Below are 12234 nucleotides of genomic sequence, written 5' to 3'. Positions count from 1 at the left end.
TCTACGTCTCTCCGCCGGCCGAGATGCGCGGAGCCCTCCTCCCGCTGGCTGAGCCTGGATAAATCTGGGCCCAAAACTTCCGCTGCCTGAGGTGCGACGAGCGCTAGCGAGGAGCCTCGAAGGCCTGGTGACCGTCGCTATCTGGCCGCCCAATTAACCTGTCTCACCACGACCCCTCGAGGCTCGCAAGCTCGCACCTCAGGGAGCGGTAGGAGCCCGCACCGGTAGTGGCTGTCATGCCGCGCGGCCCCGCCGAAGGTTCGACGGGGCCACACGAAGGAGAGAGATGCGGGTGTCAGAAGAGCGTCACTGCCAGGTCCAGATCCACCGACGGTTGCGCGAATCGTAGCGGCGCACCCGGCGACGACGCCGTGCCGGCGGCTGGGGCTGACGGTTGTTGTTCTTCGGCTGGGGAGTCGGCATTGACTGGCCTTTCTCGTTGGGGAGTCCTCGTTGTCGGGAACTCGCTGACACCAACGACTTTGCGCTCTGAAGCTGCCAAGGCCATCGACGCATTCTGGGAGGTCGCTGAGCGTTAGGGGCCAAGCGTGGTGTTCGCCCCGCACAGCACGACACACAGCGTCGAATCCGCTTGTGGCCGAACCTGTCCGGTCATGATCGCGGCGACCGACGAGGCCGTGCCGTGTTCGACGAGGATGCGGTGGTCGCGCCACAGTTGCGCACGTGCGGCGATGATGTCGTCGTCGGTGACGATGACGCTGGACACCTGCCGGTTGCCGGACACCAGATCCCAGCAGATGTCGCCCACCTCGGTGGCGCCGAGGGAATCGGCGGCGACGCTGTCGAGTTCCGTCGGTACCGGCACTCCCGCAGCGAGTGCCTGATGCAGGCACGACGCCCCGACCGGCTCGACCCCGATCACCCGGTCGCCGGGCCGTAGGGCTGCTGTCAGACCCGCGAGCAGCCCGCCGCCGCCGACGCAGGCGACGGTGGTGACCGGACCGTCGAGGTCGTCGGCGATCTCGAGTTCGATGGTGCCGGCACCGGCGACGATGTCGGGAAGGTCGTAGGCATGGAGTCTGAGTGCGCCGCGATCGTCTGCCATCGCGTGCGCGGCCTCGGCGGCCTGCGCATACCGATCGCCGACGAGGTGCACGTCCGCGCCGAGAGCACGCAGCGTGTCGACCTTGACCTGCGGAGCGGTGACGGGCACGACGACCGTGCACGACGCGCCGACCAGCCGCGCCGCCCAGGCCGCCCCGATCGCGGCGTTGCCACCCGAGGCGACCACCACACCGGCCGACGACAGCAAGCCCGATTCGCGGGCAGCGAGAACGGCGTTGAGACTCCCGCGAGCCTTGAAGGATCCGCCGAGCTGCAGATACTCGAGCTTGAACGCCACCTCGACCGAGCCGTTGACGGTCTCCATCGGCGCTCGGAGAATCGGTGTCCGACGCAGCCGGCCCTCGATCCGCAACCGAGCCGCCATCACTGCTCCGAGGTTGACTGCCACCCGTCCGACCATAGTGCTGCGCTCGGGGTGGAAGAATGTCCGGCGTGACTGCGATACGACTCGATGGCAAGACCACCCGCGACGAGATCTTTGCCGATCTGTCCGAACGGGTCGACAAGCTGCGGGCCGCAGGCGTGTTCCCCGGGCTGGGGACGGTCCTGGTCGGCAATGATCCCGGGTCACAGTCGTACGTGAAGGGCAAGCACGCCGACTGCGCGCGGATCGGCGTCGAATCGATCCGCAAGGACCTGCCGGAGGATGCCACCACCGACGAGCTCAACGCGGCGATCGACGAGCTCAACGCCGATCCCACGTGCACCGGATACATCGTGCAGCTGCCACTGCCGCGTCATCTCGATGAGAACGCCGCCCTCGAGCGCATCGATCCCGAGAAGGACGCCGACGGCCTGCACCCCATCAATCTGGGCCGCCTGGTTCTCGGTAAGGAGTCGACGCTGCCGTGCACTCCGCGTGGCGTGATCCACCTGCTGCGCCGCTACGACATCCCGATCGCCGGCGCACGCGTGACGGTCGTCGGCCGCGGAGTGACCATCGGTCGGCCGATCGGTCTGCTACTGACCCGGCGCAGTGAGAATGCGACGGTGACGCTCTGCCATACGGCAACCCGCGACCTGGCCGCCGAGGTGTCGCGGGCCGACATCGTGATCGCCGCGGCAGGTGTCGGCCACCTCATCACCGCCGACATGGTCAAACCGGGTGCCGCAGTGATCGACGTGGGCGTCAGCCGCACCGACGCCGGCCTGGTGGGTGACGTCCACCCCGACGTCTGGGAGGTCGCCGGATTCGTCTCCCCGAATCCCGGTGGCGTGGGACCGCTGACCCGCGCATTCCTCCTCGTCAACGTCGTGGAACGGGCCGAGGCGATCCTCGCCGGGCAGGGGACAGGCCGGCGATGAGCGCCCGGACGGACCCCCGCGTCGAGCAGCTACGGCATGCGCGGCGGATTCGTTCGTATCTCATCCAGATTCCGTACCTGCTCGTCATGGCAGGCGTGGTTGCTGCGGCATTGCTCGTCCTGTTCGACCGCTGGCGGCGAGGGTCTTTTGTCTTCGGCGCAGCATTGCTGGTCGGTGCCGTACTGCGGGCTCTCATCCCGTCGTCGCGGGCCGGATTGCTGCAGGTTCGCGGTAAACCTTTCGACGTCGTGGCCATGGCAAGTGTGGGCGGTCTCATGCTCTGGCTGGCCACGTCGATCGACTCGTTGGGCACGAATTGATTACAATAGATACCTGAGCGTGACCTTGGGGTGTGTTCCGGTCGCGCGACCAGGCATTATCCGCGTGCTGTCGCCGAGTTCGACGACCGACAGGATCCGCGGTGAGCGCAACCGACCACCAGGGGAGCAGTATCACTTCGCCAACGAGCCGAGACCCGAACTTGATCGGCGCATCGACGTCGATGGGCGTCTCTGCGGGTAGTGGCATGATTCACGTCGTCCTGCTCACGCACGACGACGTGGGTCGCAGCGAGGTCGAGTCACGAGTCATCGACGTCGACGAGAGCGACGGCCTCGACACCGCCGGCCGCGTGAACGCCGGCGTCGATCTGATGCTCGCCGCGGCGCGCGACGCGGAACTGCGGGTGGGCCCGATCGGTGTGACCGCCCGGACAGGTAGCCAACGACGCCGCCTGCGCTCACGTGGCAGCGGAAAGCGTCGACAGGTCCGCTTGGTTCCCGAAGAGGAGTCGACGGTGGCCTATCTGTCCGAAACCGGGCAGATCGACCGTTTCGGCTCGGTGGTGGTGGTCGACGCCGGGGACACCGGGATGTCCATGTACACCGTCGACCCTCACAACGGCCGCGTGTCGGGCCTGTCGCGCTCCGAGGTGATGAGCGGTCGGAAACTCGACCGGGCGCTCGCCGACGCGGTGTCTGATGGCGCTGCGGGGACCGAGGTGCCGCGCGGTCGGGTCGGCCGGAGTGCGCTGTTGAGCGCGTGCCGCACGGCCAAAGAGGAAATCGTTTACGGCTCAGCCGAACCCGGGGCGTCGTCGGTGACACTTGCCGACGGCTCAGGGCGACTGTCGTTGTCGGCGTCGACGGTGGAACGTACTGCCACGCCCATGGTCGACAAGGCGCGAAAGGTGTTGGGCAAATACATCTCCGACGCAGCCTTGAACGGGGGCGCGCCCGAGGCGGTCGTCCTCGTCGGTGGTCTGGCGAACCTGCCGGTCATCGAGGGGATGGCCGACGACTCCGGCCTCGAGGTCATCCGGCCGGCGTCGCCAGAGCTGGCCTCGGCGACGGGCGCCGCGCTCCTCGCGCAATACAACCGGGTCGGCGTCGCTCGGCTGGCGTTCATCGGCGGTCGCCGAGATCGCGAATGGCTGTCCACCACACCACTTGCCGTGGCAGGCGCGATTCTCGCAGCTGCCATGATGACGATCTACGCGGTGAGTTCGTCGCTCACCGGAAACAATGTGCCCGAGCCGACGCCGCTACCCGCGACGTCCTCGGTCGTCAGCCGACCCGTGGGGACCTCGATGCCGGCGACCACCGAGCGCACACTGACCACGACCACCACCCTGCCGACGACGTTCGTGCCGGTGCCCCCGCCGACCTACACCCAACCCGGGGTGACCGACCCGCCGGGCTGGGCTACCACCGAGCTGACGCAGACCACCACACAGTCGACCACCACGCGCACGTTGTCGCCGTTCCCGTTGCCCTCGTTGCCATTTCCGCCGAAGAGTACCCCGCCGACCATACCGCCGGGCCTGCTCCCGCCGGGGATTCTGCCCCAGACGACCAAGACGCCGCCCCCTCCGCCGGTGTCGCCGCTGCGTCAGGCGCCGAGTCGATCGGCGACGCCTCCTACCGGGCCGACCACACCGAGTACCACTCCCGCGCGCTGAGCTTCCCTTCCGCCGGCTATGTACGAGCGTCGAGGCCGCCCGCCGCCGCTGCTGGCGCTTTCTATCGCTGCCTGAGGTGCGACGAGCGCTAGCGAGGACCTCGAAGGCCTGGTGACCGTCGCTCCTTGGTCGTCGAAGCACTCTGTCTCACTTGCCCTTCGAGGCTCTCGGCTAGCGCCTCGAGCACCTCAGGGAGCGGAAGGGCCCCTCACCTCTCAGGCGGTCGGCTCAGGTGCGCGCGAGGTTCACCGTCTGCTTGAGCAGGTCGCTGATAGCGTCGAACTCGGTGAGGAAGCCGTCGTGCCCCTTGTCGGAGCGGAGGACCTGCAGCCCGCCGACGCAGTTGCCGAGTTCCTCGGCGAGTTCGACCTGTAACCGCAACGGGTACAGGCGATCTGAGTCGATGCCGCCGACAATGGTCGGCACCTGACACGAGTTGAGCGCTGCCGTGACGCCACCGCGTCCGCGTCCGACGTCGTGGTGGTTGAGTACTTCGCTGAGGACGACGTAGCTGCCCGGATCGAATCGTTCCTTGAGCTTCTCGGCTTGGTGCTCGAGATAGCTCTGCATCGCGTAACGTCCACCCTCCAATGGGTTTTCGTCGCCCTGAGGTGCATTCGCGAACCGCTCGTCGAGTTCCACCTCGCTGCGGTAGGTGAGATGTGCGATGCGCCGCGCGATACCCATGCCGGTCAACGGCTGTGCACCGGTGGCGTGGTAGTCACCGCCCTGCCAGTTCGGGTCGGCCTTGATGGCGGCGATTTGTGTTGTCTGCGTGCCGATCTGGTCGGCGGTGGCTCGTGCACCGACGGCGAGCACCAGTGCGCTGCGCACTCTGTCGGGGTATTCGATTGCCCACTCGAGAGCCCGCGCACCTCCCATCGAACCGCCGAGAACCGCTCCGACGCTGCGGATTCCGAGTCGGTCCATGAGTGCGACCTCGGCCCTGACCTGGTCGAGCACGCTGATCTGGGGGAAGCGCGAACCCCACGGAACCCCGTCGGCGTCGAGTGACGCGGGACCCGTGGATCCACGGCAGCCGCCGAGGACGTTGGCGGAGATCACGCACCACTCGTCGGTGTCGATGGCGCAGCCGGGGCCGATCAGTCCGTCCCACCATCCGGGGGAGGCGTGATGTGCGTCGGCGGGGCCGGTGACGTGCGAATCCCCGGTCAGCGCATGCAGAGTGAGGATCACGTTGTCGCGCGACGGCGACAACGTCCCCCAGCGTTGGAACGCCAGGGTGACGTTGTCGATCTGCTCGCCGCTGTCGAGCGGTATCGACCCGACCGGGACGCTGATCAGCTGCCCGTCTGGGGCGTTCTCCCAGTCGGGCTGATCGGCTTGTTCCGTCCGCCGGTCGATGCTCACCGACACCGCTGCCACACTCCTGTCTGTCGTTACTTCGCTGCCGCGAATCCGGTTTCGAGGTCGGCCAGGATGTCGTCGATCCCTTCGATGCCGACCGCGAGCCGCACGAGGCCCGGGGTGACGCCGGCGGCCAGCTGCTCGTCGGGGACGAGCTGGCTGTGCGTCGTCGACGCCGGATGGATGACCAGCGAACGCACGTCGCCGATGTTGGCGACGTGGCTGTGCAGGGTCAGCGCGTCGACGAACTTCTTGCCCGCGTCGACGCCGCCGGCGATCTCGAAGCCGATGATCGCGCCCTGTCCCTTGGGGAGCAGCTTCTGGCCGCGCTCGTACCACGGTGAGCTGGTCAGGCCGGCGTAGGCGACCGACTCGACCTGTGCGTGCTCGTTGAGGAACTGTGCGACCCGCTGGGCGTTGGCCACGTGCCGCTCGATGCGCAGGCTCAGCGTCTCCAGGCCCTGTGCGAGCAGGAAGGCGTTGAACGGCGAGATGGCCGCACCGGTGTCACGCAACCACTGCACGCGTGCCTTGAGTGCGTAGGCGGGCGCGCCCAGGTCGGCGAACACGGCGCCGTGGTAGCTGGGGTCGGGGGTGGTGAAGCCGGGGAACAGGTCCTGACCGTCGCGCTGCACGCGCCAGTCGAAGGTGCCGCCGTCGACGATCACGCCACCGATCGCGGTGCCGTGGCCGCCGATGTACTTGGTGGCCGAGTGCACCACGATGTCGGCGCCGTGGGCGAGCGGGTTCAGCAGGTACGGCGTGGCAACGGTGTTGTCGACGATGAGGGGCAGTCCGTTGCGGTGGGCGACCTCGGAAATACCTTCGACGTCGAGGATTTCGTTGTTCGGGTTGGAGATGGTTTCACCGAACAGTGCGCGGGTGTTGTCGCGGATGGCGGCCTGCCACGAGTCGAGATCCTCGGGATCGTCGACGAAGCTCACCTCGATGCCCAGCTTGGGCAGGGTGTAGTGGAAGAGGTTGTAGGTCCCGCCGTACAGACGCGGGCTCGACACCACGTGTCCGCCGGTCTCCACGATGTTGAGGATCGCGTAGGTCTCGGCGGCCTGACCCGACGCCAGCAGCAGAGCTGCGACGCCACCCTCGAGAGCGGCAATCCGCTGCTCGACGGCATCCTGCGTCGGATTCATGATGCGCGTGTAGATGTTGCCGGGTTCGGCGAGGCCGAAGAGGTTGGCGGCGTGGGTGGTGTCGTTGAACGTGTAAGACGTGGTCTGGTAGATCGGCAGTGCGCGTGCGTTGGTCGCCGGGTCGGGACCCTGGCCGGCGTGGATCTGCTTGGTCTCGAAGCTCCAGTTGTCCGCTGGATTCTGGCCGTCGTTGGCTACGTCAGACATGGGGGAGTGATCTCTTTCTACGGTCGGCAGGGAATTGACCCTGTTGGGGTCCGACCTTCGGACCCGCGCTTGCCGGGGAGTCGCTTTCGCGGTCCCACAACCCGGTCATCACCCGGAGCACCCCACCGCGGTTGGAGGGTTGCCGATCAGCGAGCCGGGGCTTGGCGCTGATGCTCATGACCTGGCGTCAAGGATATAACACGCGGATCTGTCCGAGAGAACCCTCCTACTCGGGGTGGGTCGAACCTCGGAGGGCTGTAGTCCGACCGGGTGAACTGCATGAATCCGTATCCCAAAAGCCCAGTTCGAGATCGTTAGCTTTGCTACTTATACTTCGCGTTTCGCGATCGTGGATCTAACATCATCTCAGCCCCGGGTCTCGACAGAAACCCCCCCCGCTCTGCGTCCCGGGTTGGACGAAAGACTGGAACAAATGTATGATCGGCCCGTCGCCGCAGCCGGATCCCCTTCATCCAACTTCTCTGTGTCGCACCGATCGGCCGTCGTGCTGGTCGCGCTCGTATCCGCGCTTGCGGTGGTGATTGCGTACTGCTTGCCGGGCGGTGTCGCGTATGCAGAGGAAACGACCAAGAATGGCTACGACTGCAGCAAGGCTGGCGCAGTGGTTGTTGTTGGCGGGACGAATGATCCCGATGCGAAGGGGCTCGTCGGGGTCACGCAGCGATACACCGGCGTCGGCCCTGACGGTAAGCCGGACACTGCGGATGACGACACGCGATACAAAGGCGTCGACGACGAAGGCAATCCCAAAGACTACGAGATAATTTATGCGGACTACCCGACGACGCTGTGGCCGCTTGGCGCCGCTGGCTACGACGACAGTGTGAGTCAGGGTGAAGCGGCGACCAGGTCTGCGGTCGCGAGCTATCAGAGTTCGTGTGGTTCGGGCAAACCTGTGGTCGTGACGGGCTACTCGCAAGGTGCTCGTGTCGCGGGAGACGTGTTGTCTCAGATTGGCCAAGCCGACGCGAACAATAAGAAGGTTCAGGGCGTCCTCGTCGACAAAGATGGCAATTACATCAATGAGGCCGGCGAGCGAGTAGCTGAGCCCGTGTATGTCGACATCGAAGCGGATCAGATTTCGGGTGAGTTGTATTCCGATCCCCGGCAAGCGGGCAACAAAGAGGGTCGGGGTATCGAGCTGTCGTTGATCGGCGTCATCCCCGGTCTCACGATGCAAGGCTCGCGCGGCACCGACGATGAGGATTCGGGCTTCGGGACGCTCGACGGGCGAGTCACGTCGGTCTGCGTCGACGGTGATCCGATCTGCGACCTGCCCGATCCGCTGTATGACCCCATCGGCGCGATCGACGGCCTGCTTGGCTACTTCACCAAGCATGGGCTGTACCCGTACCAGATGTTCCGAGACCCGGACCTTGGGGAAAACGGTGTCTGGACGTCAGGGCGCACAGTTGTCTGCGAAGACCACATCTGCCGAGTCTCCGCCACCTCTGCGTTGGTCGAACTGATCCAGCAGGGCGCAGACGCTATCGGGCTGAGCGCGCTCACCGTCCCCGATTTCCTGAAGGGCCGTCCGACCCTCGACATCCCGTTCGGTCTGGAACTCGCGCACTTCGGTGATCTCACTCGACTCGTGGGCGGCCTACTGCCGCCACTGCCGAAGCTTGGCTACGGTGCGTACTTGCCCAGCCTGTTCGTCGTCACCGACATCATCGACGGCATCGTGGGTCTGCAGCCTGCGCTGATCAAGCGTGGCGTCGAAGAGTTCGCGAAGAGCGTGGTGAGCATCGCGCTATATCCCGTGAACGTCGTCCGCTACTGGTCGGGGCTCGACATCGTCGCGCCGACGCCGTATATCGAGCCGCCAAATCACACTGCGAACACACTGCAGGTGACTAACGCGGTCAACGCCTTGTACAGCCTGGCTGACACACCCGGAGAGCCAGCGGACGATGAAGCTGCCGACGAGGGGCAGCAGGTGACTGCGCTTCGCCAAACAACGCCTGACGAGTCTGTCGTTCCCCCTGCCGGCGATGACACTGGCAACCCGCCGAATGGCGACGACGAGGGCGCAAAGAAGAACGATCCTGTTGTTCCGCAATCAAACCAGCCGGTGGTCAATAACACTCCCGGCCCCGAAGGCAACGGTGAGGGCGACCCAGGCGCCCCGGACCCCGAGAACCAGAACCCTGGCACGCCAGGACCCGGCAATGAGAACGCCGGTAACCAGGGCGGGCAGACACCTCCCGCTGGCGAGGGCGGCGAGCCGGACGGCGAGGCGGGTGCCGACCCCGATCAGAACGTCACCGACAACGATGCCGGCGACAAGAAGGACGGCGAGAAGAAGGACGGCGAGAAGAAGAACGACGGCAACACACCGTCCGGCAACGGCAACGCGCCTTCTGGCGGCGACGACTCAGACGACAGCTGAGAAGTAGAAACACAAGGTCGGGGGACCGCATGACAACCAGATCAGCAACGATCGTCGTGCTGTTGACAGCAATGCTCGCCGCTCTGCTCACGACTGCGTCGGCTCAGGCTCGTCCGAGCGACGCGTGCGCCGGGAAGGGGCTCGTCGTCGTGGTCAACGGCACCAACGACGACCCGCCGCCCGACACGACGCCCGCGGTGGCGCGCTATCAGCGCATGGGATATCGGGCTCACACGTTGGTCTATCCGGCGACCATCTGGCCGCTGGGGGCGTCGTCCTACGACGACAACGTGCGGCTGGCCGTGCCGCGTCTGGCCCGGTTGCTCGATTGGTGGGTGCGCGCCTGCCCTTCCAAACCTCTTGCGCTGGTGGCTTTCTCGCAGGGATCGCGCATCGTCGGCGATGTGGTTTCTGCTGCCGGTAACGCACGTCCGATCCAGACGCCGAAGGGTCCGGTGACACTCAGGCTCCCGGCCGACAAACTGCGCGTCGAACTGTACGCAGACCCCCGCCGTGACCCGGTTCCCGGTGTGAAGGGTGCCGGCGTGGAGACCCTGTTCCCGAACACGACGGTGTACAACGGCCTCACCATGACCGGTTCTCGTCCCGGCGGGTTTGGGCGACTCACAAGCCGCGTAGTCGAAGTCTGCATCGTCGGAGACCCCATCTGTGACTCGGTGCGTCCACCAGACAACGCGCTGATCCCGACGCTCGTGCTGAGTGTGTTCCGATTCAGCCTGCGTCACACCCGCTACGGACCCGACGCCGACCAGCCGATGGCCAGCGACCCATGGAGGCACGCCACCAACGGCACCTGGATGGCTCCACCGCCCAGAATCGGCTGACGAGCGCACGGTCAACGTGTGAAGGAATTCACGCGTGGTCGGGGAATCGTGCGGGCTGTGCGCGTCGTTGGCTTGGAGCATGTCTCAGATCGCCCCCGGTCAGCAAACCCTCGATCAGCGCTCGCAGAGCCCGGTAGCAGCCGACACCTCGTCGACCGTGCGTCGGTGGGCGATCATCGCGCTCGCGCTGGGTGGCTTCGGGATCGGCACCACCGAGTTCGTGGCCATGGGGCTGCTGCCCAACATCGCCGAGTCGCTCGAGGTCAGCGAACCCACCGCCGGCTACGTCATCTCCGCCTACGCGCTCGGCGTCGTCGTGGGTGCGCCTCTGATCGCGGCACTGACCGCACGCATGTCGCGTCGCACGCTGCTGATCGCCCTGATGACCGCCTTCACCGTCGGAAACCTGGCGACCGTGTTGGCACCCAGCTACGGCCTACTGATCGTCGCCCGATTCGTGGCGGGACTACCGCACGGCGCCTACTTCGGAGTCGCCGCGCTCGTCGCTGCACACCTTGCCGGCCCCCGACACCGCGCCAAGGCGGTCGGGCAGGTGATGCTCGGACTCTCGGTCGCCAACGTCCTCGGCGTTCCCGCTGCGACGTGGCTGGGCGAGACCTTCGGGTGGCGTAGTGCTTTCGCCATCGTGGTGGTGATCGGGCTAGCCACGATCGCGGCGTTGGTCCGCAGCCTGCCGTCGTTGAGCGACATGCGGGTCACCAATCCGATGACCGAACTCGGCGCCCTGTGTCGCGCGCAGGTGTGGTTCACGCTGGCGATCGGCGTCGTCGGATTCGGCGGCATGTTCGCCTTCTACAGCTATCTCAACTCCACGCTGACCACGTTGACCGGGCTGTCGGTGTCGCTCGTGCCGCTCGCGTTGATGCTGTTCGGCATCGGCATGATCGTCGGCAACGTCCTCGGTGGCGCCGCCGCCGACCGTAACGTCACCCTCAGCATTCTCGGTGGTCTGATCATGACCGCGGTCGCGCTCGGACTGTTCGCGGCGTTGGCCCAGAATCCTTGGGCTGCACTCATATTGACCTTCGTCGTCGGTGTGTCCGCAACCGCGATGATCCCGGCGCTGCAGACGCGCCTGATGGACGTCGCCGACGACGCGCAGACTCTCGCAGCCGCACTGAATCACTCGGCGCTCAACATCGCCAACGCGGCGGGCGCCTTCCTCGGCGGAGTGGTGATCGGGGCAGGCTACGGCTACCGCGCGCCGTCGGTGCTCGGCGTGTTCCTCGCGATCGCGGGGATGCTCGTGCTGGGTCTGGCGCTGCTACAAGCGCGCTTCTCGAGTGGCCGTCAGCCGACAGTCGGCGGGGTCGCGACCGACTTGGAGATGTAGAGCGGCTCACCGAGACGCTCGAGCAGTTCGAGTTGGGTCTCCAAGTAGTCGATGTGATGTTCCTCGTCCTTGAGGATCTCCTCGAACAGCTTGGCGCTGGTGATGTCGCCCTTGTCGCGGCACATCTTGATGCCCGGCTTGAGCCTCTCGACCACCTCGATCTCGATCGCGAGGTCCGACTCGAACTGTTCCTTGAGTGTCTGGCCGATCCGCAGCGGAAGCAGCTTCTGGTAGTTCGGCAGCCCCTCCAGGAAGAGGATGCGGTCGGTCAGGATCTCGGCGTGCGTCATCTCCTCGATGGATTCGGCACGTGTCGTCGACGCCAGTTCGGTCAGGCCCCAGTTGGCCTGCATCTTGGCGTGCAAGAAGTACTGGTTGATAGCAGTCAGTTCGCTGGTGAGTTGCTCGTTGAGCAACGCAATGACCTCGTCATCGCCACGCATGGCAGCCTCCGTTCGCCCAGGGGTGTGGAACGAACGTAACACGCCAAAATCCCTCACGCCGCTGATCGCGTGAAGGTGTGAAATCCGTTGTGCCGTATTGAG

At 65.9% G+C, this 12234-nt stretch carries 10 protein-coding genes and 1 riboswitch; of the genes, 6 read left to right on the top strand and 4 right to left on the bottom strand.

The genetic code is table 11. The annotated features are described in order from the left end of the window. Positions 1-535 precede the first annotated feature (535 nt). Positions 536-1486 (bottom strand): serine/threonine dehydratase, encoded by a 951-nt coding sequence (locus tag ACWDTF_RS02690; RefSeq protein WP_374246540.1) that lies wholly within the window; start codon positions 1484-1486, stop codon positions 536-538. A 32-nt stretch (positions 1487-1518) separates the two neighbouring features. Here ACWDTF_RS02690 and ACWDTF_RS02685 point away from each other — a divergent pair, with 32 nt between their 5' ends. The 3 genes from ACWDTF_RS02685 to ACWDTF_RS02675 all read left to right on the top strand — a co-directional run bounded on the left by ACWDTF_RS02685 (position 1519) and on the right by ACWDTF_RS02675 (position 4351). Continuing rightward, on the top strand, positions 1519-2391 hold the full coding sequence (locus tag ACWDTF_RS02685) for a bifunctional methylenetetrahydrofolate dehydrogenase/methenyltetrahydrofolate cyclohydrolase (RefSeq protein ID WP_449753913.1): 873 nt from the start codon (positions 1519-1521) through the stop codon (positions 2389-2391). Beyond that, positions 2388-2711, top strand: coding sequence for a DUF3017 domain-containing protein (locus ACWDTF_RS02680; protein WP_240856687.1), 324 nt, complete (start codon positions 2388-2390; stop codon positions 2709-2711). The genes ACWDTF_RS02685 and ACWDTF_RS02680 overlap by 4 nt, the downstream gene beginning before the upstream one ends. 206 nt (positions 2712-2917) lie before the next feature. Continuing rightward, positions 2918-4351, top strand: coding sequence for an Hsp70 family protein (locus tag ACWDTF_RS02675; RefSeq protein ID WP_355274546.1), 1434 nt, complete (start codon positions 2918-2920; stop codon positions 4349-4351). A gap of 228 nt (positions 4352-4579) precedes the next feature. Here the strand turns inward: ACWDTF_RS02675 and metX are convergent, their stop codons facing one another. After that, a complete protein-coding gene (gene metX / locus ACWDTF_RS02670) occupies positions 4580-5728 on the bottom strand; it encodes a homoserine O-acetyltransferase MetX (protein WP_355274543.1) in 1149 nt (382 codons plus the stop codon). 23 nt (positions 5729-5751) lie between these two features. Further along, positions 5752-7077, bottom strand: coding sequence for a bifunctional o-acetylhomoserine/o-acetylserine sulfhydrylase (locus ACWDTF_RS02665; protein WP_449753912.1), 1326 nt, complete (start codon positions 7075-7077; stop codon positions 5752-5754). A 60-nt stretch (positions 7078-7137) separates the two neighbouring features. Beyond that, positions 7138-7259, bottom strand: a riboswitch (SAM riboswitch). A gap of 251 nt (positions 7260-7510) precedes the next feature. On the opposite strand from ACWDTF_RS02665, the gene ACWDTF_RS02660 reads away from it, so the two are divergent. From ACWDTF_RS02660 to ACWDTF_RS02650, 3 genes are all read left to right on the top strand, one after another. Beyond that, positions 7511-9490, top strand: a complete 1980-nt coding sequence (locus ACWDTF_RS02660; RefSeq protein ID WP_449753911.1) for a cutinase family protein — start codon at positions 7511-7513, stop codon at positions 9488-9490. Between the two features lie 29 nt (positions 9491-9519). Then, positions 9520-10335 (top strand): hypothetical protein, encoded by an 816-nt coding sequence (locus ACWDTF_RS02655; RefSeq protein WP_240856692.1) that lies wholly within the window; start codon positions 9520-9522, stop codon positions 10333-10335. Between the two features lie 79 nt (positions 10336-10414). Then, on the top strand, positions 10415-11689 hold the full coding sequence (locus ACWDTF_RS02650; RefSeq protein WP_449753910.1) for an MFS transporter: 1275 nt from the start codon (positions 10415-10417) through the stop codon (positions 11687-11689). Here ACWDTF_RS02650 and bfr read toward each other — a convergent pair. After that, positions 11647-12132 carry a bacterioferritin gene (gene bfr, locus ACWDTF_RS02645; RefSeq protein WP_240856694.1) on the bottom strand — a complete coding sequence of 162 codons (486 nt, stop codon included), beginning with the start codon at positions 12130-12132 and terminating at the stop codon, positions 11647-11649. The genes ACWDTF_RS02650 and bfr overlap by 43 nt on opposite strands. Positions 12133-12234 lie beyond the last annotated feature (102 nt).

Source organism: Gordonia sp. NPDC003422 (genome assembly GCF_053588675.1).
The sequence above is the reverse complement of the archived record's forward strand: the minus strand, read 5'-3'. Positions and strand labels throughout refer to the sequence as shown.